The following is a 25,540-nucleotide window of genomic DNA, read 5'->3' as shown; positions in this document are numbered from 1 at the left end:
CCGCACCTCACCCAGGAGAACCCGCCCGATGACGCTGATCCTCACCCGCTCCACCATCCGCACCCTGCTGGCCGACCGGGTCGAGGAGGTGGAGGCCGCCGTCGCCCGCGCCCACCGCGACCTCGCGACGGGCAGGGCCGTTCTCCCCGCGCCGCCGGCCATGCGACTGCCGGGCGGCGACGGGGCGTTCCTCGCGATGGCGGCGGCCTCCGCCCCGGACCGGCTCGCCACCGTGAAACTCCTCGCCGACCTCCCGGGCAACCGCGCGGCCGGGCTGCCCGTGCAGCGCTCCGCCGTCCTCGCGGTCGACGCCGGGACCGGCGCCTGCGCGGCGCTCCTGGACGGCGCCGAACTCACCCGCGTCCGCACCGCCGCCGCCACCGCCGTCGCCACCCGCGCCCTGGCCCGCCCCGACGCGCGGACCCTCGGCCTCATCGGCACGGGCCCGCTCGCCCGCGCACACGCCCGCGCCCTGCTGCCCGGCCGCCCCTACGGCGATGTCGTCCTGTGGGGGCGCACCCCGGCACGCGCCCACGAACTCGCCGTCTGGATCACCGCCGAACTCGGCGTCCCCGCAAAGGTGTTGGACGGCCCGCGGGCCGTGACCGAGGCCGCCGACGTCCTGTGCACCCTCACCCCGTCCCGGGAACCCGTCGTCCGCGGCGCCTGGCTCCGGCCGGGACAGCACATCAACGCGGTCGGCGCCCCGCCCCGCCCTGACCACCGCGAACTCGACACCGCGGCCGTCGTCCGCTGCCGTGTCGTCGTCGACGCCTACGGGACGGCGCGCGCCAAGTCCGGCGAGGTGCTCGTCCCGCTCGCCGAAGGCGCCCTGCGCGAGGAGGACTTCCGCACCGAACTCGGCGACATCCTGTGCGGACGTGCCCCCGGCCGCACCGCGGACACCGACCTGACCCTGTTCAACTCCGTGGGGGTGGGCCTACAGGATCTGGCGGTCGCCCGGATGCTGATCGACCTGGCGGCGGAACACGGAGCGGGGCTGCCGGTCGACCTCGGGGCCTGACCGTCACAGCCGACGCCACCGCGCCTCCGCCCACGAGAACACGCCGAACACCGCGAGGCCCGCCGCCACCACGGCGAGCAGCCACGGACCCGCCGGCGTATGGCTGAAGGAGCGCAAGGTGTCGTCGAGGCCCTTCGCCTCGTCGGGGCTGTGCCGCGCCGCGGCCACGACGAGGAACATTCCGGCCGCCGCGAAGACGCAGCCGCGCGCGGTGCCGCCGACCGTGCCGAGGACGTCCACGCAGCGCTCCACCGCGGGCGACATCTCCGATGTGCGCAGGTCGTCGCGGTAGGCACCCTGCACCGAGCGGACCGCGAGCCACCCGGCGGCGCCGATCACGCCGAGGCCGACCGCACCCACGATCCACTGGCCCGCCGGCCAGTGCAGGACGGTCGCCGTGAGGTCGTCCGACTGCTGGTCGGAGCTGCCGCTTCCGCTGCCGCGGTCCCCGGCCGCGTACGCTATCGCGGCATAGCCGGCCGCGCCGTAGACGACGGCCCAGACGCCCGCGAGCAGCCGTTCGCCCACCTTGCCGTGTCCGAGCAAGGCCTGCGACAGGTGCCACAGGGCGAGCCCCGCGATAGCGAGGCCGAGCGCCCACAACAGGACCGCACCGAAAGGCTGTTGCGCCACTTCGGCCAGGGCCCCGCCCCGGTCCGCCTGACGCCGCTCGCCGCCGGAGAACGCGATGCGCAGGGCGAGCAGCCCGATGAGCAGATACACCACACCGCGCGCCGCGAACCCGGCCCGCGTCACGATCCGGGCGGCCCGACCGCGGGCCGCCCGGCGAGCTTTGCGTGCGGCGCGTCCGGCCGCCATGTCGATACTCATGCCTGCCGGGTCCCCCGTCTCGCGCCGGGCAATAATGAGCCGCATGGCGGACTTGTCACAACTCAACACGCCTTCACCCGAGCGGAGTTCGGTGGTCGTCGTCGGCGCGGGCCCGGCCGGGCTGACCGTCGGGAACATCCTGCGGGCCGCAGGGGTCGACTGCGTGGTCCTGGAGTGCGAGAGCCGTGCGTTCATCGAGGGGCGGCCGAGGGCGGGCGTCATCGAGGAGTGGGCGGTGCGCGCCCTGGACCGGCGGGGCCTCGCCACGAACCTGCTCGAGCGCGCGGAGCGGCATACGGCGTGCGAGTTCCGCTTCGAGGGGGAACGGCACCGCTTCCACTACACCGAACTGACGGGGCATCACCATTACGTCTACCCGCAGCCGTTGCTCGTGACCGACCTGGTGCGCGAGTACGCCGACGTGCGCGGCGGGGACATCCGCTTCGGCGTCCGTGACGTACGCCTCCATGATCTGGAGGGCGAGCGCCCCTCGGTCTCGTACACCTGCGGCGAGACCGGTCAACGGCGGGTGCTGCACTGCGAGTTCGTCGCCGGGTGTGACGGGGCCCGCGGGGTGACCCGTGAGGCGCTGCCCGCCGACCGGGTCCGTGTCGCGCGGCACGACTACGGCATCGGCTGGCTGGCGCTGCTCGCCCAGGCGCCGCCGTCGGCCGACCGCGTCCTGTTCGGCATGCACGAGGAGGGCTTCGCCGGGCAGATGCCGCGCAGCCCCGACGTCACCCGCTACTACCTTCAGTGCCCGCCCGGCGACGACCCGGACTCCTGGCCGCACGAGCGGGTGTGGACACAACTGCGCCTACGCCTCGCAGCCGAGGGCGCCAAACCGCTGGTCGAGGGCGAGTTGATCGAGAAGCGGATCCTCGGCATGCACGACTACGTCACCGAACCCATGACGTACGGGCGCCTCTTCCTGGCCGGGGACTCGGCCCACCTCGTCGCTCCCATCGCGGCCAAGGGCCTCAACCTCGCCCTGCACGACGCGTTCCTCCTCGCGGACGCCGTCGTCGCCCATCAACGAGCGGGCGACAGCAGCGGGTTGGCGGGGTACGAAGAGGCCTGTCTGCGGCGCGTATGGGACTACCAGGAGTTCTCGCAGTGGCTGTCCGAGGTCTACCACGGAGCGTCGTTCGGCGACCCGTTCCGCACGGGCACGACGCTGGCCCGGCTGCGCCGGCTGTTCACGTCGCGGGCGGCGGCGACGGCGTTCGCCGAGCAGTATCTGGGGGCGGCCGAAGCGTAGTGAGGGGCGCGGCGCCGCGCGGCCGAAGGCGACCGCACGGCGAATGCCGCGCCCGGACACGTACCTCTCAGCCGGCCCGCAGCGCGCCGTCGAAGAGCGACAGCAGCCGGTCCCAGTGGCGCTTCAGCGCGTCCGCGTCGAAGGCCGAGGTGTCGGCCATCGTGAAGCCGTGCACGCTGCCGGGGTAGAGCTCGACGGAGTGCTCGACGCCCGCGGCCTCGAAGGCCTTGTCGAGATCGGCGACGGCCTCGGGCGACAGGTCGCCCTCCGCGAGGCCCAGGTGCACCGGCCCGGCGATCTTGTCGGCCGAGCGGTGCGGGCTGTCGGGGGCGTCGGTGACGAGCATGCCGGGGTGGAATCCGGCGACGGCGCCGACCCGGTCGGGGCGGGCCGCGGCGGTGCGCAGCGCCAGGGCGGCGCCCATGCAGTAGCCGGTCGTGCCGAGGGGGCCCTCGGCGACCTCGGGCTGCGCGGAGAGGAAGTCGACGTAGGCGTCGGCGTCGCTCAGCGCGCGCTCGGCGGTGTGCGCCTGGAGCAGCGGCATGAGCTTGCCGAAGATCTCCGGACGGTTCTCCTCACCGATGTGCTCGGGAATCTCGACGACGGGCGTGGTGCCGTGCCGGTAGTAGACGTTGGGAGCGAGTACGTAGTAGCCGTGCCCGGCCAGTTCGCGGGCCAGCTCCTCGATCACGGGCCGCAGACCGAAGGCGTCCATGTAGAGCAGCACGCCGGGGTGCCGCTCTCCGTCGTCGGGGAAGGCGACGAAGGCGTCGGCGCTGCCGTCCGCGGTGGGAATCTGCACTGTCTTGCTGGCGATGGGGGATCACCCTTTCTGGGACAAGCGATACCAGTGCACAGTACAGACACACGCTGTGGCGGTCGCCGGTGCGGTGCGTCAGTGACTGTGCCGCTTGCTCGCCCAGAAGACGGCGCGGGCCGCCCTTATCCGCTCGGCCTGCCGGCCGGGGTCGAGGGCCGACCTCAGGGCCCTGCGCAGGAGCTCGGGGGCGACGAGCTTGCCGCTGCCGTCCGGCGGGGTGCGCCAAAGGAACGAGTGGTGGCGCACGCCCGTTATGCCGTCGGCGTCCGGGGACGGCATGGACAGGTCCTCACCCGAGGTGAGCATCCGCACGTCCTCCGACTCGGGCCAGGCCGCGGCGCCCGCCGTGCCGGGGCGCGTGAGGATGTAGAACACCGGGCGCGGCTTGGCGTGCTCCTCGAGCACCGGCACGGCGTCCGCCTCCTTGCCCAGCTCCCACAGCACCGTCAGACCGAGCGGCTGCTGCACGCGCAGGGCGTCCCAATCGCGGCCTGCCGGGAGCCTCGCCAGATACGGCGACTGCTCCCATGCGGCATATGCCTCACTCGGCTTCCGGTGACAGGAGGCCAACCACTGCGCTCCGTCCATTCGGTGACCATACGTCAACTGGCGTCTCTGGTCAGCGGATTCGTCAATCCGGCGGACCCGCTCCGTGAAGGTCTGGCCACGACTGGGGCGGTGGCTGCGGACTTCGCTGGTGGCACATGCCGGAACGCGCGCGGGGAAACGGCGCGCGAGGCTCCGGGACCAGCGTTCCTATCGTGTGGATAATTCCGCTATGCCGGATTCTCTCGACGCGGTGGAAGAGCCCGTCCCCGAACGCCACGCCTCTTGGTTGGAGCTGTTCTTCGACCTGATCGTCGTCGCGGGGGTGGGACAGCTGGCCCATCTGCTGCACACCGGGCCGACCTGGACGGCGCTCGGCGAGTACGGACTGCTGTTCCTGGCGTTCTGGCTCACCTGGGTGATGTTCACGATGTACGGGAACGTCGCCGAGGACCGGGCGCGCACGCTCGTCGTCATCGTCGCCATGTTCGGGATGGCGGTGATGGCCGCGGCCGTACCCGGGGTGCGGGAGTCGGACGAGAAGGCGTTCGCGTTCGCCCTCGCCTACGTGGTGGTGCGCACGATCGCGTCCCGCGCGGCGAACCGGCCGGGGCGGGTGGTCGTCGACCTGCCGATCCTCCAGCTCGGCGTCGGTCTCCTGCCGTGGATCGTGTCGCTGTGGGTGGGCGGGGACGCCCGGCTGTGGCTGTGGGCGCTGGGACTCGCCATCGATGTGTTCGTCATGGTGCGGGTCTCCCGCGGCGTGATGCAGGAGGCCGTCGACGAGCGCTGGGCGCAGGGCAAGGAACGCGTCGAGCGGCGCCTCGAGCAGGAGGAGCGCAGAAGCCGCGAGGGCCGCCCCGCCCGCGGCATCGGCGAGCGCGGCCGCCGCGCCCTGATGAAGCCCGAGCTGGTGACCGCCGACCTCACGCATCTCTCCGAGCGCCTCGGCCTGTTCGTGCTGATCGTCCTCGGCGAAGGGCTCGTCCAGTCCGTCGACGCAGCCGGAGAGGCGGAGTGGAACGGCTCGGTGCGGATCGTCGCCGTCGGCGCCTTCGCCATCCTCGTCCTCGTGTGGGCGCTGGCGCTGCTGGGTGGTGCGCACGGGCTGCCGCTGCTGGGCCCGGAGGCGCTCCCCGTGCACCTGGTGCTGCCGCTGCACTGTCTGTTCGCGGGGGCCGTGGCGGCGCTCGCGGCCGTGCTCGGCAGGGCGGTGGCCGACGCGGACGGTGCCCTGCCGGGGCCCGCGCGGATACTGCTCGGCGTCGTCGTCGCGCTGATCCTGCTCACCGCGGCCGTCTGCGCGGTCGTCTCCGGCCGGGGGTGGCGGTGGACGGCGGGAGCCGTACTGCCGGCCCTCGTGGTGGCGGCCCTGCTGATCCTGGGACAGGGCCCGTCGGTGTCCGAGGGCCTCGGAACCGGGCAGTCGGTCGCCCTCGCGGCGGCCGCGGTGGGCTGGCCGGTGGTGTGGCGGGCACGACGCGGTGCCGACGCGCCCGCGGTGACCGGCTGAGTCAGGCCGGGGACACCAGCCACGCGGCCGTGTCACGCGGCAGCGCGCCCGCCGCGAGGGGGCCGCTCGTGAGGAGCGGAGGGGTGGTCAGGCCGAGGGTGGAGAGGGGGAGCGGGGCCTCGGCCAGGTTCACCACGCACACCAAGTTCCCACGGCGGAACGCGAGATGGGGTGTGCCGGGCGCGGAGAGCCACTGCGGGGGCGCCGCCGGGTCCGGCGCCGGGTGGATGCGGCGCAGCCGCAGCGCCCGCCGGTACAGGGCCAGCGTCGAACCCGGGTCCGCCTGCTGCGCGGCCACCGTCAGCGGCGCCCAGTCGTCGGGCTGGGGCAGCCAGGTCGCCCCGGGCGCCGCGCTGCTGAAGCCGTACGGCGCCGCCGTGCCGGACCAGGGCAGCGGGACGCGCGCCCCGTCACGGCCTCGCTCGGTGTGCCCGGAGCGTTCCCACAGCGGGTCGAGGATGCGGTCGTCGGGCACGAACGCCTGCGGAAGACCCAGTTCCTCGCCCTGGTAGAGGTACGCGGACCCGGGCAGCGCCAGCATCAGCAGCGCGGCGGCACGGGCGCGTGCCAGGGAACCGTGCCGGGTGGCGGGCCGCGGCGCGTCATGGCTGGAGAGCAGCCAGGTCACCGCGGAGCCGGGTACCGCGAACGAACCGTCGATGACGTCGCGCAGTTCCTTCGCGTCCCAAGAGGCCTCCAGGAAGGCGAAGTTGAACGCCTGGTGCATCTCGTCCGGGCGGATGTAGCGGCTCAGGCGCTCCGGGTCGAAGACCGCCGACTCCGCGACCATGACGCGGTCCTCGGGCTCCACCGCGCCCGCCGGCGCGGGATGCGTGTCGAGCAGGGCGCGCCACTCACGGTAGAGCGGGTGCAGCTCCTCCTGGTCGTAATACGGCATGAGGTGGTTGCGCAGCGGGTCGGCGTGCTGGCCGGGACCCGCGTCGGGCAGCCGCTCCGCCTTGAACAGGGCGTGCGCCACGTCCACCCGGAAGCCGTCGACGCCCCGGTCGAGCCAGTACCGCAGCACGTCCGCGAAGGCGTCGCGCACCTTCGGGTCGCGCCAGTTGAGGTCGGGCTGCTCGGCGGCGTGCAGGTGGCAGTACCACTCGCCGTCCGCGACCCGTGTCCAGGCGGGCCCGCCGAACGCCGACTGCCAGTCGTTGGGCGGCAGTTCACCCTCAACGCCCCGGCCCGGCCGGAACAGATACCTCTCCCGCTCCGCCGAACCGGGCCCCGCGGCCAGCGCCTCCAGGAACCAGGGGTGCCGGTCGGAGGTGTGGTTCGGGACGAGGTCGACGATGAACTTCAGGTCCAATTCATGGGCCCGTGCGGTGAGTTCGTCGACGTCGGCGACCGTGCCCAGGTCCGGGGCGACGCCCGTGTAGTCGGCGATGTCGTAGCCGCCGTCGGCCAGCGGCGACGGATAGAACGGCGTGCACCACACCGCGTCCGCGCCCAGGTCCTTGATGTGTTCGAGGCGCTCGGTCAGCCCGGGCAGGTCCCCGACCCCGTCGCCGTCCGAGTCGGCGAACGCCCGCGGATACACCTCGTAGCAGACCATGTCCTGCCACCAGCTCATGCGAAGGACCCTTCCGAAGCCCACCGGAAGGTGGGGAGTACCGGCTGTTCGCGGCCCGTCGCGGCGGCGACCGTGGCCGCCTCGGCGACCGCCACCGCGGCGAAACCACTGAGGGCGTCCGCCGCCGGAGGGGTGCCCTCGCGCACCGCCCGTACGAGGTCGGCCATCGCGGCGCGCACGCTCTGCGCGTACACGTACGGCTTGCGGGCCTCGCCGCCGAGGTCGATGACGGCGTGCACCCGGTGCGGCGCGCTGCGGCGCTCACCGCGCCCGCGGGCGGGGGCGGCCGGTCCCGCGTCGCGCTCGACGCGGACCGTGAGCCGCTCGTCGCCGTGCGGCCGGAAGCCGTCGACCGACAGCAACGGGCCGAGCTGGGGCGGCAGTTGCTCCCATTCGCGGACGCCCGCATCGTCGGTCCACGCCGAGATCTCCGCGTACGCCGGGATCCAGCCGCTGATCCGCGTCTCCTCGAAACCGTGGTCCAGGCGCATGAGTTGGCGCTCGGCGCGGTGCGCGTGGGTGAAGGAGTGCAGGTGCGAGGCGAGTACGCCGCCGGGGTGCACGACATCCGCGCTCACCATGTCGACCGGGCCGCCGGGCCTGGCCACCGCCGTGGCCCGCACGCTCACCGGGTCCGAGCCGAGCAGCGTCCGCGCCGCGTCGAAGAAGTGCACGCCGTGCTCGACGAAGATGCCACCGGAGTGCGCCGGGTCCCAGAACCAGTGGTCGGGGCCCAGGTCCTCGTCGGCGGCGTCGTTCTCGAACAGGAACCGGCGGACCGGCGCGAGCAGTTCCCGCTCCGTGAGCCGCTGGACCGCCCGCAGCAGCGGGTTGTAGCGCAGCACATGGTCCACGACCAGGACGCGGCCCGCGCGGCGCGCCTCCTCGGCGACCGCAGCCGCGTCCTCGGTCGTGGTGGCGAGGGGCTTCTCGCAGAAGACATGGCGCCCCGCACGCAGCGCCTCGGTGGCCATCGCGGCATGCGTGGCGGGCGGCGTGGCGATCAGCACCGCCGCCACGTCGTCCCGCTCGAGCAGCTCGACGAGCGAGCCGAGCGCCGGGACACCGTGCCGCTCGGCGAGCGCGGCGGCCCGCTCGCGCGAGGGATCGGCGACCGCCGCCAGGCGCAGGCCCGGCAGCCCGGCGACCGCGTCCAGGACGAACTCGGCGAAGCCGCCGCAGCCGACCAGACCGATGCCGAGAGGCTCCTGCGGGGCGCCCGCGGTCATGCGGTGTGCTCCGTGCGCTCCAGGAGGGCCACGCCGATGTGCGCGTCGGCCATGCCGTAGAAGACGTACAGCTCGCCGTCGATCTCCTCGATCGCCGTCGGGAAGACGACGTTCGGCACCGTGCCGGAGACCTCCTCCTCCGTCTCCGGCGCCATCAGCGGCGCGTCCGAGCGGGCGAGGATCTTCGAGGGGTCGGCCGGGTCGAGGATCATCGCGCCCGCCGCGTACGACACCTTCTGGTTCTGCGCCCACGGGTCCTCGATGGTGCCGGACACGCCGTGGTGGATGAGCAGCCAGCCCTCGGGCACCCGGATCGGGGCCGGGCCGCCGCCGATCTTCAGCGACTCCCACTCGTACTCGGAGAGCGCGACGAGCGTGTGCTGACGCGGGCGGACGAGGGCGCGGATGTCGGCCTCGACCTCCTTCACCGGCACATAGGAGATCCAGATGCCGGGCCGCTCGTCGGTGACACCGGCGGGAAGGTGCACGCCCTCGCCCTCGCGGAACCAGCCGAGGTCCCACATCGGGCGGTGCAGCATCGCGTACGACAGCTCGCCGTCGGGGGCCGGGACCGGCTCGGGGAAGTGGACGACGTCCTTGTTCGGGAAGAGGTTGAGGTCCGTGTCCAGGTCGGCCTGGTACGCGAACTGGATCGGGCCGAGGCGCGTCCAGTCGGTGAGGTTCTCGGACACGGCGAGCGCCGGCTTCGGGCCGAGCGGGCCGTAGGCGACGTAGGACATGACGTGCTGGCCGAGCGAGGGGACCCAGGTGATGCGGGGGTCCTCGACGCCGGCGTTGTTCTTGCCGCGCTCCCAGCCCTCGTCGGGGGAGAGGACGACGCCGCGACGCTCGACGCCGTTCGGGACGCCCTGCTCGTCGAAGGTGACCTCGGCGAGGCCCACGCGGGAGACATTGCCCTCCGCGACCAGGCGGGGAAGGAGGTGCAGCGTGCCGTCGGGGGTGCGGCCCGCGGCCGGGTTCAGGACGCCCTCGACCTCGTTCGCCTCGCCGGCCAGGGGGGACATGACGACGCCCTTGCGCACCATGCGGTACGGGATGGCGGGGGTCTCGTTGCTGTTGCTCATGTGCGGATTCAGCCCTTGGTAGCGGAGTCGATGTCGGTGGAGGTGAAGTGGCGCTGGAACACGAGGAACAGGACCACCGCGGGGACGGCCAGCACACACGCGCCGGCCAGCAGGGCACCGGCCGGGTTGGCGACCGTGCCCTGAAGGTTGGAGAGGAAGCTCGCCAGGGAGACGGCGAGCGGCTGCATGTCGGCGTTCTTCGTGACGAGGAACGGCCACAGGAACTCGTTCCACGGCCCGATGAACGTCAGGAGCAGCGCGGTCAGGATGGCCGGCTTGGCCATCGGCAGCGCGATCTTCCACAGGATCCGCAGCTCGCTCGCGCCGTCGATGCGCGCCGCCTCGAACAGGGACTGCGGCATCTGCGAGAAGAACTGCCGGAACAGGAAGACGGCCGTCGAGTTGATCGCGAACGGCAGGATCATGCCGAGGTAGTTGTCGCCGAGCCCGTAGTCGCGGACCACGAGCACGTACAGCGGCAGCGTCAGCAGCTGGAACGGGATCATCTGCACCAGCAGCAGCGCGCCGAACACCGCGCCCTTGCCACGGAACTTCAGCACCGCGAGCGCGTACCCGGCGAGCACACCGAAGACCAGCGTGCAGACCAGGACGCCGATCGTCATGATCCCGGAGTTGAGGAGCGAACGGGCCAGCGAGATCGTGCTGTTGATCGCCGTGTAGTTGGCGCCGGTGAGGCCGGAGGGGACGGCCGCCGACAGATCGCCGGCCGTGACCTTCCGCAGCGAGCCCACGACCATGTAGTAGAAGGGGAAGAGGAAGGCGACCGCGCCGATCGACAGCGGTACGTAGCGCAGGGCCCTTCTGCCCAAGCGGCTCGTGGCACTCATGTCAGTTGCCCTTCTCGGTGAGCTTGCGGGCGGCGAGCGAGACGACCATGACGAAGGCGATGAGGACGACACCGAGCGCCGCCGCGACATCGGGGTGACCCTGCTCGATGCCCTTCTGGTACATGAGCAGCACCGGCGACGTGGACGCGTGGTCCGGGCCGCCGCCCCCGGTCAGCAGGTAGGGCTCGCTGAACATGTTGGCGCCGGTGATGATCGCGTAGATGACGACGAGCGTCGTCGCGGGACGCACGCCCGGCACGGTCACCGAGAAGAACTGCCGCACCTTGCCCGCGCCGTCCATGGCGGACGCCTCGTACAGCTCCTTGCCGACGTTCTGGAGCGCGGCCAGGTAGAGCATCACGAAGAAGCCGAGCTGCTTCCAGGTCACGAACACGGCGATCATCGGCATCGCGAGATGCGAGTTGACCAGCCACGACGGATCCGGCGCGTGCGAGCCGAGCAGATGGTTGACGAAGCCGTCCTGGCCGAAGAGGAACTGCCACACGGCGACGAGCGCGACGCTCGCGGTCACGTACGGGAGGTAGAACGCGGCGCGGAAGAACGCCCGCCCCCGGATCTTCGCGTTCAGCGCGGCGGCCAGGACCAGCGAGAGGCCCACGGTCAGCGGCACGTTGATGACCAGGAAGATCAGGATGTTCAAGAACGCCTGGCCGACCACCGGGTCGGTGAAGACGTCCTTGTAGTTCGACAGGCCCACCCACGGAGAGTCCACGTCCGTGCCGGGAGCCGTGAAGTAGAACCGGTGGAACGACATCCACACCGTGTAGACCAGCGGGATCGCGAAGACGACCAGGATGAACAGGACGTACGGCGATATGAACAGCGTGCCGACGCGTGACCGGGCGCGGTCGGTGGGGACGCTCATGACGGGTCTCCGTACTCGTTCAGCAGGTCGGTGATCTGGGACGAGGCGTTGCGCAGGCCCGCACGCGTGGACTCACGGCCGAAGATGACCGACTTCGTCCATTCGTCGCGGAATGCCTGCCAGATGTCGACCGAACCCGGCACGTTCGGCACCTCGACGACGCGCTCCGCCTGGTCGGCGAAGGCCTTGTACGTGGGGTGCGCGGCGAAGTAGTCGGCGTAGCGCTTCGTCAGGTCCTCGCGCATCGGCATCTGGCCGGTCGTCTCGAGGAACTTGCCGTCCTGCGTGCTCGACGTCGCGAACTTCAGCAGGTCCCAGGCGGTACCCCGGTTCTTGCACGCGCTGAACATCGCCACCGACTTCTCGTCGCTGAACGAGTGCTCGCCCGTGCCGCCGTCGGCGGTCGGCACCGGCGCGACACCGATGTCCACGCTGTTCTTGTACGCCGAGACCGCCCACGGCCCGACGGTGGCCATCGCGGCCTTCCCGTCGTTCAGCGAGTCGCCCGGATACGCCTCCTGCGGCGCGAGCTTCTCCGCGTAGAGCTTGCGCCAGAACGCGGCGACCTGGCGGCCCGCGGGCGAGTCGAACTGCGGCTTGCCGTGCTCGATCAGCTGCTTGCCGCCGCTCTGCGCGGCGAACCCGGGATAGAAGTCGTACCAGGGCTGGAAGAAGTCACTCGACGGCGACGGCCAGATCGCGGCCTTCGCGGCGCCGCTGTGCACCAGCGTGCGGGAAGTCCGAAGGAACTCCTTGTACGTGGCCAGCTTCGGGTGCTCCGGGTCGAGGCCGGCCTTCTTGAACAGCTTCTTGTTGTAGAGGATCATCACCGGGTTGCTCTTCCAGGGCAGCTGGTAGAACTTCCCGTCCGGCGACTTGTACTGGTCGGCGAGGCCGCCGCTGCGCTTCGTGATGTACGAGGTGCCGCCGGGGAAGTCGTCCAGCGGCACGAGCCCGTTCTGCTTCTGGAACGTCGGCACCGCCGCGGGCGAGGTGTTGAAGGCCAGGCAGGCCGTCGTGCCCGCGATGATCGAGGCGCTGATGGCCTCCTCGGACGTCTTGCCCGCGGGGATCTGCTGGGCGGTGACGTGCTGATCGGGATGGCTCTTGTTCCACGCGGCCACCATCCGCTTGCCCCACTGCACCTCTTGGGCGTTGTTGGACAGCCAGACCGTGATGGGTCCGCGTGCGCCGGCGGCGACGGTCGCGTCGGGGGCGGCCCGGCCGCAGGCTGTCGCCGTTCCCGCGAGTGCGAGCACGAGCAGCGCGGACGCCGTTCTCCTCAGCATGATGATCTCCGAACTGTTCACGCGCGGCCTCGTCGCCGTGCGCAATTCCCGGTCCGCGCGGGCGCGGCCGAAGTCTGTTGCCCTGGTGGTGTGCTGTGCGGATTCAGTCGCGCGGGGCGGGACCGATCGACGCACGGGGGATGAACTCGGCGGGCGGCAGCGCCACGTGCGCCGCGCTCTCGTCGCCGGCGAGCACCGCGTCCAGGGCGCGGGCCGCGGCCTCGCCCCAACCGCGGGCGTCCGCGCGGGCGGAGGAGAGCGGCGGATAGCTGTACCGGGTCAGGGGCGCGTCGTCGTAGCCGACGACCGAGAGCTGCTCGGGCACCGGGACACCCAGCTCCTGGGCGACCGAGAGCCCGGCCATCGCGGCCAGGTCGTTGCCGTACACGATCGCGGTCGGCGGGGTGGCGAGCGCGAGCAGCTCACGGGTGGCGCGCGCGCCGCCCTCGGCGCTGAACCCGCCGGGCAGCACCGGTCCGACCGGCAGATCCAGCTCGCGCAGCGCCTGCTCCCAGGCGAGGCGGCGCCGGTGCGCGTGCCGGAACTCGTGGGGGCCCTCGACGTGCGCGATGCGCCGGTGGCCGAGGTCGGCGAGGCGGCGGACCGCGGCGGAGTAGGCGGGCTCGTCGTCCAGGCTGACCGTGGGCAGGCCGCCGCCCCACTCGGGCTGGCCCACCACCACGGCGGGCAGGCCGAGTCGGCGGATCAGCGGCGGGCGCGGGTCGTCGTGCCGCAGGTCGGTGAGCAGTACGCCGTCCACCTGGCGCTCCGCCGCGAGCCGCTCGTACACGGAGCGCTCCTGCTCGGGCGTGGTCACGTGCACCATCAGGCCGTCGCCGCGCTGCCCTATGACGGACTCGACGCCAGCGATGAACGCCGGGAAGAAGAGGTCTGCCCCGATCTGTTCCGGTTCGCGGGTCAGGACGAGGCCGAACGCGCCTGCCTTGCCGAGGGAGAGGGCGCGGGCCTGGCGGCTCGGTGTCCACCCGAGGTCGGCGGCGGCGGCCAGCACGCGGGCCTTGGTGTCCTCCGCGATGCCGGGCCGGTCGTTCAGGGCGAAGGAGACGGTGGCGCGGGAGACCCCGGCGTGGCGTGCGACGTCCGCGATGGTGGGCTTGCGGGCCATGGCGTGCGCAACTCCTCTTGGAGGCCTCCGGGGTGGGTGTTCAAACCGGTTTGAAGGGCCGAACGGCGTTGACTAAACCGGTTTGAACGTGGAGGCGTCAAGGGGTTGCCCGATGTGATCTGCGTCGCTGAGCGTCGGGGGAGGTCCGGTGGTTGCTCAACGCCCGTCGCGAGGGCGGCGGTTGAGGACGGCGACCGTCGCCAGGAGGGCGAACAGTGCCACGGCGAACCAGGTCATCGCGGCGGTCGCCGTGAGCGAGAGCGTCGCGACGCCGAGTACGACGGCCGGCCCGCTCAGCCCCAGGTAGGCGACGAGGAACAGGCCCGCGAGCGCCTCGCCTCGCCGCGCCGGCGCCGCCATCGCGGCCACGGCCCCGACCGCCGCCTTGAACAGCAGCCCCGCCCCGACACCCGCGACCGCGCCTCCCACCAGGAATGTGGCGAGGTCGGCCGTGTGCATCCCGACGACGAGCGTGAGGAAGCCCGCGCCCTCCGCGAGCAGCCCGAGCGTCGACTTCGCGCGCGGCGCGAGGCGGTTGGTCAGGATCTGGGCGAGGGCGGCGCCCCCGAACACCAGGAACGAGATCGCCCCGGCCAGCAGGTGCGACGGGTGGTGCAGAGTGTGGGCGACGAACCCGGCGGCGATCGACGAGAACAGGCCGAACACCGCGAACGACGCGAACGCGCCGGCCGCCGCGGCCACATACCCGGCCCGGTCGCCATGGTCGGCGCTCACCCGCTGCGGCCGGTAGCGCGGCCTGACCGGCAGCTCGCGCACGGTCTCCGGCGTGAGCGACACGGCGAGCGCCACGGCCACGAGGAGCACGGCGAACGCGACATACGGCAGCCGCAGCGGAGCCGTCACGTACTGCGCGAGGAACCCGGAGACCAGCGGGCCGAGACCGAGTCCGCCGATGTTCGCGGCCGTCGACACCGTCTCGAACCGCCCCGACGAGGCGCCAGGGCGGTGCTCGGCGTGCAGTTCGGCAAGGTGGGCGGTGGCCGTCGCGCTGAGCATGCCGATGCCCAGACCGCTCACGAACCGGGCGACGAGCAGCACCGGCAGCGCCGGGCTCGACAGGAACAGCAGGGCGGCGACGAACTCGAGGCCGAGCGCCGGCAGCAGGATCCTCTTGCGCCCCACCCAGTCCGACACGTGCCCGGCCAGCAGCAGGCTGACCACGACGCCCACCGCGTACACCGCGAACACGACGGTGACCATGAAGGTCGAGAAGCCGTCCCGCTCCTCGTACAGCGGATACAGCGGGGTCGGCACCGTCGAGAACGCCATCGACGTGAGGAAGGCGAGCGCCACGATCCAGAACCCCATTCCGTGGCGGCGCGAACCCGCGGCGGGGGAGTGCGAAGGGGTGCGGACGCGTGTCGGCGTGGCCATGCGGAGGAAGTCCGTTCGGCTAGAGGGGGGCGGGTGGACACGTCCCACTCTCCGCGCGCGCAGCCATCACGTCCAACGAATCTTCGCGCTCGTGACGATCGCGAATCGAGATGGTCGCTGCGATAGTCGACGAGTGGAACTACGTCATCTCGAGTACTTCGTCGCCGTCGCCGAGGAGCAGAACTTCACGCGCGCGGCGGCTCGTCTGCACATCGTCCAGTCCGCGGTGTCCGCCGCAGTCAAAACGCTGGAGGGCGAACTGGACGCGCGGCTGCTCGACCGCAACTCCAAGCGGGTCCTGCTGACCGACGAGGGGCGGGCGCTGCTGCCCCGCGCCCGGATCGTCCTGGACGCCGCGCGCGACGCCGCCGACGCGGTGGCCGAGGTGCGCGGCGCGCTGCGCGGGACCCTGCGCCTCGGCACCCTGACGTCGATCAGGCTGATCGATCTGCCGGGCCTGCTGGGCGAGTTCCACCGTCGCCATCCGGGCATCCAGGTGCAGATCACCGTCGCGCCGACCGGTTCCCAGGGGCATCTGACCGCGCTCGCCGAACGCCGTCTCGACCTTGCCCTCGTCTCCCTGCCCGGGGCAAGTCCGGCCGAGGTCGAGCTGACGCCGCTGGCCGGCTCGACCCTCGACCTGGTGGTACCGGCCGGGCACCCGCTCGCCGGGCGCGACGGAGTGGAGATCCGCGAACTGGCCGGGATGCCGTTCATCGACTGCCCAGTCGGCTACGGCAACCGCTCCGTCGCCGACCGTGCCTTCGCCACGGCGGGCGTCCCGCGCCACGTCACCATCGAGATCACGGACCTCGCCACCAGCGCCGATTACGTCAGGGCGGGACTGGGCGTCGCGCTGGTGCCGCGCTTCCTCGCCGACACCGCGCACGGCCTGTCCGTCCTGCCGGTGACGGACGCGGACCTGGGCTGGTCGCTCTACCTCGCGGCCCCGGCCGACCGCCCGCGGAGCGCGGCGGCCCGCGCGCTCACCGACCTGCTGCGGGAATCGGCCGACACCACCGCATGAAGGCGCAAACGGGGGCTTGAGACGCCTCTGGCATGTGCCATACGTTTGGAAGTGCCGAAGAGGGTTACCCTCTTCAACGCCCCTGGTCCCTGGGCGACTTGACTGCAGACGCCACAGTCGCATCGCCGACAACGCGACTGTGGTCCTCCGTCCGAGGTGCGCCGACTGGGGCTTCCTCCCGCGGTCCCGCGGCGTCACTGGACGGAACAGACGAGGAAGCGCGCGAAGGGGAGCCGTGCTTTCTCGTGGGTGGCCCCCGCCGATGTTCGTTCGCGATTTCCGGCGGGGGTCGCTGCTGTCCTCCCGCGGGCCCGGGCCCGGGCGCGGTCAGTGGCCGAACGCCTCCTGTAGCCACCAAGAGCCCGCGTCCCGCGTCGTCTTGGCGTCGATCACCATCGGTCGGTCCGGGGCGGCGAGCCAGTCGGTGAGGGGGGACAGGTCCTCCGGCGACGTCACCGTCAGAGCCGCGCAGCCGTGGCCGCGGGCGAGGGAGGCGATGTCGGTGTCGGGGAACGTGACCGTGGACAGGTCCGCCGCCTCGGCCGGATTGCCGAAGTGGTGGACCTCGGCCCCGTACATGGCGTCGTTGTAGACCACCACCAGGAGCGGCAGGCCGAGGCGTACGGCCGTCTCCAACTCCGAGACGCCCATCAGGAATCCGCCGTCGCCGCAGGCCGCCACCGGCAGTCGGTCGGGCCGGGCGAGCGCCGCGCCGATCGCCGTCGACAGGCCGAGGCCGATCGACTGGAACGCCTGCGTGAAGCACAGCCCGTACTGGTCGGGCACGTCGAGGTACATGCTCGGGTAGCCCATGAAGTTGCCCGAGTCGACGGCCACCGTGCGCTCGGCCGGGAGCATGCCGTTGAGCGCGCGGGTCAGTGTACGAGGGTCGATGCGGCCGTCGCCCGTGCCGTCCTCGAACGGGACCTGGGGCCAACTGCCCTCCACAACGAGCCGCTTGGCGACGTCCGGGGTGCGGTACCCGTTCGGCGCGGGGGCGTCCGTGAGGAGTGCGGTGACGTCGTTCGCCGTCTCAGTGACACCGGCCCACAGCCCCAGGTCGATGTCGCGCGTGCGGCCGAGGGCGTCGCGGTCGACGTCCACCTGGACCACCTTGGCGGTGTCCGAGATGAGGCGCCCGTGCCGCATGGTCCACATGTTCAGGGCGCAGCCCCAGCCGACGATCAGGTCGGCGCCGGTGATGAGTTCGGCGGCCAGCGGTGTGGAGAAGCCGCCCGCCACGTCCAGGCACCACTCCTGCCCCGGCCGCCCGTTGAAGAGCCCGCGCGCCACCGCCGACGTGGCGAGGAGCGCGCCCGTCCGCGCGGCCAGCGCGGCGATCGCCTCGCCGGCCTCGGCGGAGCGGGCACCGCGACCGGCCACGAACACCGGGCGCTCGGCGCGGCGCAGCAACTCGGCGAAGGCCTCGGCGTCGGCGGCGGCCGGGCGCGGCAGACCGGGGGCAGGGCGGCGCCGCGGAGCCACCGCGTCCGCCGGCAGCTCCTCGTCCTGTACGTCGATGGGGACGTTGAGCACCACCGTGCGACGCTCCTCGGCGCACAGCCGGAACGCGCGCGTGACGTCGTCCAGCGCCGTGCGCGCGGAGCGGACCCGGGCCGAGACCGCCCCGACGCCCTCGGCGAGAGCCGGTTGGTCGACGTAGAAGTTCGAGGTCCGCTCGGTGGCCTCCGCCGTCACGACGAGCAGCGGCGTACGGCTCTTCGCGGCCTCGGCCACGCCGGTCAGGGAGTTGGTGTAGCCGCAGCCCTGGTGCAGGGTCAGGACGGTGACCTCGCCGCTGGTCCGGGCGTGGGCGTCCGCCATCACGGCGGCGCCGCCCTCGTGCCGCGCCGCGACGAAGCGCGCGCCCGCGGCCACGAGCGCGCCCGTGACATGAAAGTTGCCGCTGCCCACCACGCCGAACGCGGTGCGCACACCGAGCCGGTGGAGTTCGCGGCCGATGGCTTCCCGTACGAGCATGCTCACTTGCCCTCCGCGGCGGGCGCCAGCGCCAGGACGCGCGTGGGGCTGCCGGATCCGCCGACGATGCGCAGCGGCGCGACGACGAGCACCGCGCCGACCGGCGGAAGCTCGCCGACGTTGCGCAGCTGCGTCACGCCGTACTTACCGTTGCCGAGCATGAAGTGGTGGACGGGGAACGGCGGTTCGAAGCGGAACGCCTGCCCGGCGTCCGTGCCCACGGTCTCCACGCCGATGCCCACGATGCCGGTCTCCTCGGCCAGGTAGCGGGCGCACTCCGGGGTGAGTCCCGGCGTGTGCGGGCCGTTGTCGTCGGCGTTGAGGAAGGCGGCCTGGTCGTCGGAGCGGGTGTCCCAACCGGTGCGGTACACCAGCCAGCCGCCGTCGGGCAGCGCGCCGTGCTCACGCTCCCACGCCTTGAGCTCGTCGAGGCCGAGCAGATAGTCGGGGTCCTTGGCACACTCGGCCGACTTGTCCACCACCGCGGCGGGCCCCACGAGCCGCGCCGCCGGCACACTGCCCACGTCCTCCAGGTCACGCCCCGACGACCAGTGCACCGGGGCGTCGAAGTGGGTGCCCACGTGCTCGCCCGTGTGGATGTGGTTCTGGAAGGAGATCTCACCGGGATCGTCCCAGTCGTTGAGCCGCTCCAGCTCGAAGTGGGGGATCGGGTGCATCGGTTCGGGCAGCGGAAGGATCGGTGTCCCGGACGACAGCGGGGCGGTGAGGTCGACCACGCGGAGCGAACCCTCGGCGAGCGAGGCGATCAGGTCGGTGGCGGCGGAGGTGTGCGGACGTGATGTCATGACGAACATCATCGATCCTCCGGGTGCCGGAGCGATACCTCCCCCCTCACCCGAGTCACCGCGCGACGTCGGCCGGTCCCGTGACACCGGCGGGACCGGCCGACGGCAGGGCCTCAGCCCATGCTCTTCGAGCCGTCCAGGGACTCGCGGAGGATGTCGGCGTGGCCCGCGTGCTGCGCGGTCTCGGCGACGATGTGCAGCAGCACGCGACGGACGGACCACTCGGCGCCCGGCTCGAACCACGGGGCCTTCGGCAGCGGCCAGCTGTGGTTCAGATCGGGCAAGGTCGCCACCAGCTCGTCGGTCCTGGCGGCGGTCTTGGCGTACTCGGCCAGCACACCGTCCAGCGTCTCGTCGGGCAGCAACCGGAAGCCGTCCGCCCTGGCGGCGAAGTCCGCCTCGGTCATCGCCGTGAAGTCCGGCATGGCGGACGGGCCTTCGAGGATGAAGCCCACCCAGCCCCGCTCCACCTCGGTGACGTGCTTGATCAGACCGCCGAGACACAGCTCGCTCGCCGTCGTCCGCTGCCGGGCCTGGTCGTCCGTCAGGTCCCGCGCGGGGAAGGTCATGAAGTGCCGCTGCTTGGCCAACGCCTCGAGGATGTCGGCGCGTTCGCCGGTGACGGTGGGGGTGTTGGTGGTCGACTCGCTGGTGGTCATGGTGTCGCCTCTCGCGTGGGAGTGCCCGCTCGGTGTTCGCTTCGGTCACAGTAACCAGCATGTAGGTCAGATCGTGTCCTACTTGCTCGGTTCATCCGTCCACGGCCGTCCGGCACGCCAGATGCAGGGCCAGGCGCTCGTCCGGATCCGCGAGGTCCACGCTCAGGAGCTGCTGTACGCGGGCGATGCGCGCCGCGACCGTGTTGCGGTGCACACCGAGGATCGCGGCGGTCTCGGCCGTGGAGGACTCCGCGTCGAGGTACGCGGTGAGGGTGCGCACCAGGTCGCCGGGCTCCCCGGACAGTGGTTCCAGGAGGGAGCGGGCCGCGGGCTGGAAGGTGTCCGTGCGGGTCCAGGCGAGGAGGAGCTGGGCGAGTCCGAGACGGTCGACGTGGAAGAAGCGGCCGCTCGCCTCCCGGCCCTGCGCCAGACGCGCCGCGTCGGCCGCCTCGCCCAGGCTGCGGGCGATGCCGGTGGGACCCGCGTGGGCCCGGCCCACCCCCACGTAGGCGTGCAGCACCTCGGGCAGGCGGCGCTGCACGCGGCGCACGGCGGCGGCGTGCCGTTCGATGTCGCTGGTCGACGGCTCCTGGTCGGTGCTGGTCCAGGCGGACCAGCCGTCGCCCTGCTCGACGACCTGCGCGCCGAGCCGCTCCGCCGCGAACGCGTCGGTGACCTCGGCGCGCAGCCCCGCCACGTCCACGTCGGGACCCGTGCCGATGCGGATGCCGGTGTGCCAGCCGTCGAGGCGCCAGCCGAACTCGACCGCGTGCCGGCGCACCGCGTCCGGGATCTCGCCGCCCGCCGGGCGCAGCAACTCGCCCAGCAGGGAGGTGCGGTGGCGGGCGCTGCGCTCCAGATCGAGACGGCGCAGCGCGAGCCGTTCCCGTACCGCCCCCGACGCGACCTCCAGGGCGGAGGCCACCGCGTCGGCCTCCGGAGCGAGGCGGGCGGGCAGGCGCACCGCGAGGCGAGGGCGGGTGCGTGCGGTGCCGACGGGGTGGGTGAGGAGGTGGGCGCCGCTGGGGAGGTCGAGCGGGCGGGGGAGCGGCGGGCCCGTCAACTGGCGTGCCACCGTGGCCTGTTCGCCGGGCGGAATGGTGGCCGGGTCGCCCGCCAGGTGCCGGGCGTCCGCGGTGACCAGTGCGACCGGGCGATGCAGCAGCGCGCCCAGATCGGCGAGCAGCGCGTCGACGGTCTCGTCCGCGCGGGCACACACCTGCGCGGTGCGCAGCGCCGACTCGGCGCGCAGCAGCCCCGGTTCCGCGGTCATCCGCTCCAGGGCGAGGTACGCGGCGAGCGGGTCGGGGGAGCCGAGGACGGGCAGCCGCAGCCGCTCGGCGAGCAGCGTCGACGACATCCGCAGAGCCGTCACCCCCGGAACCAGCAGCGCCGCGACACCCGCGCCGTGCGCACGGCGCAGCAGCGCGTCGAGCCGCCAGTCGCCGCGGTCCGCGCCACCGAGCAGCACGAGAAGCCTGCCGGCGGGCTCCGCGGGTAGCGGGTGTGCCAAGTCCTGTGCGGCTACGGGCTGTTGGACGGGTCGGTCGTCCCGGGGACCCGCGAGGAGGGTGACGTCGTGCCACGTGGGGTGGGTGAGCATGGCGGAGAGAGCGACACCGGTCGAGGCGCCGCCAGAGGGACTGCGCGAGTCACCACCCGTGACACCACCCGAGACGCCACTTGGGACACCACTCGGGACACCGTCGGTCATCGGGGGACCGCCTCGCCATCGTGGTGGGTTCCGCTTTCGACTCCCGATGCGAACCCGACGACCTCCGCGTCCAGGCCGAACGCCCGCGGCGACACATACGGCTCCACATCCGGGTGCCGCCAGAATCCCGGGCCCGGCAGCGTCGCCGCGATGACCTCCTGACCGGGGCGCACCCGGTCGATGGCGACAGGGGCCGCCGTGCGGCGGTCCAGGAGACAGATGACGTCGGGGACGGTCGCCGCGACCTCGCCGTCGCGCAGGGCGAGCAGGATCTCGTTCTCGGTCTCCAGGCGGACGACCGCGCCGGACGCGGCGTCCGTGACCGTGACACTGCCCCGCCCGAAGCCGGGGCCCTCGCTGCGCGCGACCTCCCCGATCCGGCCCGCCGCGAGCACCCTGCAGCCGAGCGCGGCCTCCACGGCTTCCGTGTCCGGGCGGTGCGGCAGTTCGCCGTGCGCGCGGCCCAGGGCGAGGGCCCTCGTGAGGGAGCCGTGGACGCAGGCGTCGCGCACCTCCCTCAGCCGGACCGGGGCGAGCGCGAGCGCGGCCCAGCCGCCCGCCGCAGCGAGGAAACCGCGCACCGTGCGTTCCAGCCCGCGCGCGTCCGTACGGTCCACGACCAGGATCTGGCCGCCCGGCTCGGCCAGCGCGCACGGGGTGACCGGGAGGCCCCGCACCGCCCAGCTGAGCTGGTCGAGGCGGGGCAGGGCGCGGCCCATCAGGTCGACGTCGACGACGGGGAGGCCGAGGTCGAGCGCGGCCAGCAGCACGGTGAGGGCGTTGGGGCCGCCCGCCTCCACGGCCATCAGGGCGTCCGCGGCCGGGCCGCCCGTCCAGCGGGTCACCGCCGCGACGGCCTCGCGGAACTCGCGGCCGTTCGGCAGTTTCTCGCTCAGTACGTTCACCGCGCCGACGACGCCCACCGGGACGATGACAGGGTCGTCATGGGGGCCGGCCTCGTGCCAGGTGACCGTGCCGTCCTCGCCCAGCGAGCGCCGCAGCATCGCCGCGAACGCCGCCGCGTCTCTTCCTCCGCCGCAGCCCAGGACGTTCACGCCTGTGACCAGGGCGGGGACGTCGACGGCGGTGATCGTTCGGGGCACGCCCCCGATTCTCGCAGCGGGCACCCGTTCCCGCGTCGCGGGGCTCTGCCCCGGCCCCCGCTGCTCAATCGCCGCAGGGGCCTAATGTGCGGACCCGCTCCCGGTCCCAGCCCCCTAGACAGCCAGCCGGTCCTCCACCGGACGGAACGCGTACGGGAGGCCGAAGCAGCCCGGGCCGAACACCTCCAGGGCCTCCGGGGTCCGCATGATGGCCGGGGCCGCGATGCCGATCACCGTGACCCGCTGGCCGTAGCGGAGCGCCTCCGTGGTGATGGGTTCGCCCGTGTCCGCCTCCAGGACGCACACCAGGTCAGGGACCACACAGATCGGCTCGCCGTCGCGAACGGCCGCCAAGTGCTCGTTCTGGAAACGGAGTTCGAGCCCCGAGTCGCCCTCGAACGCCGCGAACGTGGCACGTCCCCGCGCGAAACCGCCCGTCGTGCGCCGCTCCACGTCGGTCACCTTGCCGCGGAACAGGACGCGCAGGTGACCGTAGATCGTGCCGGCCACCGCCTCGCCGAGCGCCTCCACCGGATCCCGGTGGGCCTCGCGCGCCTCACGGACCGCCCGGCCGAGCGACAGCGCGAGCGACAGGGTGCGCGGCACCGCGGTGCGCTTGAGCTGCTCACCGGTCATCGAGTACTCGGCTATCGCGGCGCCACCGCCGAGCCCGACCGTGACCCGGCGGGCCAGGTCCTCCAGGCGCTTGGTGTCCTCGCCGGTGTCGAAGACGCAGGTCTCGCCGTGGACGCCGGCCATCGCGAGGGGCGAGGCCGGGATCCCGTAGACGTGGAAGGTCTCCATCTGGAGTTCGGGGAAGGCGCGTCCCATGCCGTCCGCGTCGACGACCGGGAGTCCCGTGCGGGCCGCGACGATCAGCGGGATGAGCGAGTTGCTGCCGCCGCACTCGATGGGCATCGTCGCGTCAGCCTTGCGGCCCGTGAACGTCTCCAGGGCGCGCAGCGCGGCCACCGGCTCGTCGGCTCCGGGCAGCTTCTCCACCATAACGGTGGGCGCGCCCATGTTCGCGACCGGGATGACGAACGCGTCGTCGGCCACCTCGTCCGGGTCGAGGACGGTCACCGGGCCGTGCTCGCGCATCGCCTCGCGCACCAGCAGGCGGCCGATGGTGGGGTCGCCGCCGCCTCCGGTGCCGAGGATCGCGGCGCCGCGCGCCAGGTCGTCCAGCTGTTCGAGGCCCAGGGTCCAGCTCATGTGCTCGTGCTCTCCTTACGTGGGTGGGGGCGGGGCTCGGACTCGGGCCCTCAGTCGACCTGTTGCAGGTCGCCCACGGCTTTGCAGCGGATACGGGTGGCGTTGCCCGGCAGATACGGGACGGGGACCTCGTCGAACTCGACGATGCGGACGCCGGACGGCTCCGCGCCCGCCGCGACGGCCCGGTCGACCGCCTCCTGCCGCGCCTCGTCGAGCACCGCCTCGCGGCGCCCCGCGTCGATCGCGTAGACCCGGTCGACCTCGCCGCCGACCTGCGCGATGGCCGCGCCGATCGCGTTCGCGACCGCGAAGTGGTCGGGCCGGTGGACCGTTCCGGAGCCCGGCAGGGTGTCCGGGAGGAGGACCGAACCGCCGCCCACCGCGACCACCGGCAGAGGCTCGGGCGACGTCCGCATGGACTCGACCGCGCGCGCCACGTCGGCGGCGATCGTGTCGAGGGCCTCCTTCACCAGACGCGCGTCGAGGTGGGCGACGGCCGAGCGGTCACCGATGTCGGTGAGCCCCGCCGCGACCGCGACATCGGTGGCCGTCAGCGTGGAGCCGCCGAACACCAGGGCGTCCTCGGTGAGCCGGTAGCCGACCGAACGCGGGCCGACCGTGACCCGGCCGCCGTCGTCGACGACCAGCGAGCCGCCGCCGATGCCGATGCTGTGCACGTCCGGCATACGGAAGTTGGTGCGCACCCCCGCCACGTCCACGGCCGTGCCCGCCTCGCGCGGGAAGCCCTGCGTGAGCACACCGACATCGCTCGTCGTGCCGCCGACATCGACGACCGCGCAGGTGTCGAGCCCGGACAGCACCGCGGCGCCGCGCATCGAGTTCGTCGGGCCCGAGGCGAACGTGGCGACCGGGTAGCGGCGCGCGTACTCCAGGTCCATCAGCGTGCCGTCGTTCTGGCTCAGATACAGCGGGGCGGTGATACCGAACCCGGCGACCGCCCCGGCCAGACCGTCGACGATCCCGGCGGCCAGCTCGCGCAGCGCCGCGTTGACGGCCGTCGCGTTCTCCCGCTCCAACAGGCCGATGCGTCCGATCTCGTGGGACAGCGAGAGGGCCACGTCCGGGCCCAGCTCGGCCCGCAGGATCTCCGCGGCGCGCACCTCGAACTCGTCGCTGACCGGCGAGAACACCGAGGAGATCGCCACCGACCTGATGCCGTGGGCGGCCATGTCGGCCGCGTGCCGGCGCAGCTCGTCCTCGTTCAGGTCGGCGATCTTCCGCCCGTCGAACTCGTGCCCGCCGTGCGCGAGATACGGCCGCCCGGCCACGGCCCGCGTCAGCCGCTCGGGCCAGTCCACGAACGGGGGCAGCGCGGACGTCGCGGGCAGGCCGAGCCGGAGCGCCGCCGTCGGGGCGAGGCCGCGGGCCTCGACGAGCGCGTTGAGGAAGTGGGTGGTGCCGATCATCACGGCGCCGACCGCCGCCGGGTCGAAGGCGTGCTGCGCGCGCAGCGCCTCGAGCGCGGACACGATGCCCGACGTGACGTCCTGGCTGGTCGCGGACTTGGTGGTGGCGAGCACCCGCGGTCCTTCGAGCAGGACGGCGTCGGTGTTGGTGCCGCCGACATCGATTCCGATACGCAC

At 72.8% G+C, this 25,540-nt stretch carries 22 protein-coding genes; 4 read left to right on the top strand and 18 right to left on the bottom strand.

From position 1 onward, the window contains the following. Positions 1 to 28: 28 nt before the first annotated feature. Complete coding sequence (locus ACP4E5_RS02920) at positions 29 to 1,024, top strand: ornithine cyclodeaminase family protein (RefSeq protein WP_425825099.1); 996 nt, start codon at positions 29 to 31, stop codon at positions 1,022 to 1,024. A gap of 3 nt (positions 1,025 to 1,027) precedes the next feature. Here ACP4E5_RS02920 and ACP4E5_RS02915 read toward each other — a convergent pair whose 3' ends face one another. Beyond that, positions 1,028 to 1,855 (bottom strand): DUF1206 domain-containing protein, encoded by an 828-nt coding sequence (locus ACP4E5_RS02915; RefSeq protein WP_425825098.1) that lies wholly within the window; start codon positions 1,853 to 1,855, stop codon positions 1,028 to 1,030. A gap of 43 nt (positions 1,856 to 1,898) precedes the next feature. On the opposite strand from ACP4E5_RS02915, the gene ACP4E5_RS02910 reads away from it, so the two are divergent. Beyond that, on the top strand, positions 1,899 to 3,116 hold the full coding sequence (locus tag ACP4E5_RS02910; RefSeq protein WP_425825097.1) for a 4-hydroxybenzoate 3-monooxygenase: 1,218 nt from the start codon (positions 1,899 to 1,901) through the stop codon (positions 3,114 to 3,116). Positions 3,117 to 3,183: 67 nt separating this feature from the next. On the opposite strand, the gene ACP4E5_RS02905 is transcribed toward ACP4E5_RS02910, so the two are convergent. Both ACP4E5_RS02905 and ACP4E5_RS02900 read right to left on the bottom strand, forming a co-directional pair. Further along, a complete protein-coding gene (locus tag ACP4E5_RS02905) occupies positions 3,184 to 3,933 on the bottom strand; it encodes a dienelactone hydrolase family protein (RefSeq protein ID WP_425841040.1) in 750 nt (249 codons plus the stop codon). 78 nt (positions 3,934 to 4,011) lie between these two features. Continuing rightward, on the bottom strand, positions 4,012 to 4,524 hold the full coding sequence (locus ACP4E5_RS02900) for a hypothetical protein (RefSeq protein ID WP_425825096.1): 513 nt from the start codon (positions 4,522 to 4,524) through the stop codon (positions 4,012 to 4,014). A 190-nt stretch (positions 4,525 to 4,714) separates the two neighbouring features. Here ACP4E5_RS02900 and ACP4E5_RS02895 point away from each other — a divergent pair, with 190 nt between their 5' ends. Next, positions 4,715 to 5,995 carry a low temperature requirement protein A gene (locus tag ACP4E5_RS02895; RefSeq protein WP_425825095.1) on the top strand — a complete coding sequence of 427 codons (1,281 nt, stop codon included), beginning with the start codon at positions 4,715 to 4,717 and terminating at the stop codon, positions 5,993 to 5,995. Between the two features lies 1 nt (position 5,996). On the opposite strand, the gene ACP4E5_RS02890 is transcribed toward ACP4E5_RS02895, so the two are convergent. From ACP4E5_RS02890 to ACP4E5_RS02855, 8 genes are all read right to left on the bottom strand, one after another. Beyond that, positions 5,997 to 7,574, bottom strand: a complete 1,578-nt coding sequence (locus ACP4E5_RS02890; protein WP_425825094.1) for a glycoside hydrolase family 13 protein — start codon at positions 7,572 to 7,574, stop codon at positions 5,997 to 5,999. Then, positions 7,571 to 8,803, bottom strand: a complete 1,233-nt coding sequence (locus ACP4E5_RS02885; RefSeq protein WP_425825093.1) for a Gfo/Idh/MocA family protein — start codon at positions 8,801 to 8,803, stop codon at positions 7,571 to 7,573. Before ACP4E5_RS02885 ends, ACP4E5_RS02890 begins: the two co-directional genes overlap by 4 nt. Beyond that, complete coding sequence (locus tag ACP4E5_RS02880) at positions 8,800 to 9,888, bottom strand: glycoside hydrolase family 130 protein (protein WP_425825092.1); 1,089 nt, start codon at positions 9,886 to 9,888, stop codon at positions 8,800 to 8,802. Before ACP4E5_RS02880 ends, ACP4E5_RS02885 begins: the two co-directional genes overlap by 4 nt. Positions 9,889 to 9,896: 8 nt before the next feature. Further along, on the bottom strand, positions 9,897 to 10,736 hold the full coding sequence (locus tag ACP4E5_RS02875; RefSeq protein WP_425825091.1) for a carbohydrate ABC transporter permease: 840 nt from the start codon (positions 10,734 to 10,736) through the stop codon (positions 9,897 to 9,899). Position 10,737: 1 nt separating this feature from the next. Beyond that, entirely contained in the window at positions 10,738 to 11,622 is an 885-nt protein-coding gene (locus ACP4E5_RS02870; RefSeq protein WP_425825090.1) for a carbohydrate ABC transporter permease, read from the bottom strand. Further along, on the bottom strand, positions 11,619 to 12,911 hold the full coding sequence (locus ACP4E5_RS02865) for an extracellular solute-binding protein (RefSeq protein ID WP_425825089.1): 1,293 nt from the start codon (positions 12,909 to 12,911) through the stop codon (positions 11,619 to 11,621). Before ACP4E5_RS02865 ends, ACP4E5_RS02870 begins: the two co-directional genes overlap by 4 nt. 103 nt (positions 12,912 to 13,014) lie before the next feature. Then, positions 13,015 to 14,037, bottom strand: coding sequence for a LacI family DNA-binding transcriptional regulator (locus tag ACP4E5_RS02860; RefSeq protein WP_425825088.1), 1,023 nt, complete (start codon positions 14,035 to 14,037; stop codon positions 13,015 to 13,017). 156 nt (positions 14,038 to 14,193) lie between these two features. After that, a complete protein-coding gene (locus ACP4E5_RS02855; protein WP_425825087.1) occupies positions 14,194 to 15,432 on the bottom strand; it encodes an MFS transporter in 1,239 nt (412 codons plus the stop codon). Positions 15,433 to 15,565: 133 nt separating this feature from the next. Here ACP4E5_RS02855 and ACP4E5_RS02850 point away from each other — a divergent pair, with 133 nt between their 5' ends. Further along, positions 15,566 to 16,459, top strand: coding sequence for a LysR family transcriptional regulator (locus ACP4E5_RS02850; protein WP_425825086.1), 894 nt, complete (start codon positions 15,566 to 15,568; stop codon positions 16,457 to 16,459). A gap of 327 nt (positions 16,460 to 16,786) precedes the next feature. Here ACP4E5_RS02850 and ACP4E5_RS02845 read toward each other — a convergent pair whose 3' ends face one another. The 7 genes from ACP4E5_RS02845 to ACP4E5_RS02815 form a co-directional block, all read right to left on the bottom strand. Beyond that, positions 16,787 to 18,439 carry a thiamine pyrophosphate-binding protein gene (locus ACP4E5_RS02845; RefSeq protein WP_425841037.1) on the bottom strand — a complete coding sequence of 551 codons (1,653 nt, stop codon included), beginning with the start codon at positions 18,437 to 18,439 and terminating at the stop codon, positions 16,787 to 16,789. Positions 18,440 to 18,441: 2 nt separating this feature from the next. Beyond that, the gene (locus tag ACP4E5_RS02840) at positions 18,442 to 19,245 is read right to left on the bottom strand and encodes a cyclase family protein (RefSeq protein WP_425825085.1); all 804 of its coding nucleotides are present in this window, start codon (positions 19,243 to 19,245) and stop codon (positions 18,442 to 18,444) included. 113 nt (positions 19,246 to 19,358) lie between these two features. Beyond that, a complete protein-coding gene (locus ACP4E5_RS02835; RefSeq protein ID WP_425825084.1) occupies positions 19,359 to 19,904 on the bottom strand; it encodes a DinB family protein in 546 nt (181 codons plus the stop codon). Positions 19,905 to 19,995: 91 nt separating this feature from the next. Continuing rightward, complete coding sequence (locus tag ACP4E5_RS02830; RefSeq protein WP_425825083.1) at positions 19,996 to 21,507, bottom strand: PucR family transcriptional regulator; 1,512 nt, start codon at positions 21,505 to 21,507, stop codon at positions 19,996 to 19,998. Between the two features lie 107 nt (positions 21,508 to 21,614). Next, complete coding sequence (locus tag ACP4E5_RS02825) at positions 21,615 to 22,721, bottom strand: DUF917 domain-containing protein (RefSeq protein WP_425825082.1); 1,107 nt, start codon at positions 22,719 to 22,721, stop codon at positions 21,615 to 21,617. 114 nt (positions 22,722 to 22,835) lie between these two features. Further along, positions 22,836 to 23,936 carry a DUF917 domain-containing protein gene (locus tag ACP4E5_RS02820; protein WP_425825081.1) on the bottom strand — a complete coding sequence of 367 codons (1,101 nt, stop codon included), beginning with the start codon at positions 23,934 to 23,936 and terminating at the stop codon, positions 22,836 to 22,838. A 50-nt stretch (positions 23,937 to 23,986) separates the two neighbouring features. Beyond that, positions 23,987 to 25,540, bottom strand: coding sequence for a hydantoinase/oxoprolinase N-terminal domain-containing protein (locus ACP4E5_RS02815; protein ID WP_425825080.1), 1,554 nt, complete (start codon positions 25,538 to 25,540; stop codon positions 23,987 to 23,989).

It is taken from the genome of Streptomyces fractus (assembly GCF_049844455.1).
Taxonomy (GTDB): Bacteria; Actinomycetota; Actinomycetes; order Streptomycetales; family Streptomycetaceae; genus Streptomyces; species Streptomyces fractus.
This window is presented reverse-complemented; position numbering and strand designations above follow the sequence as displayed.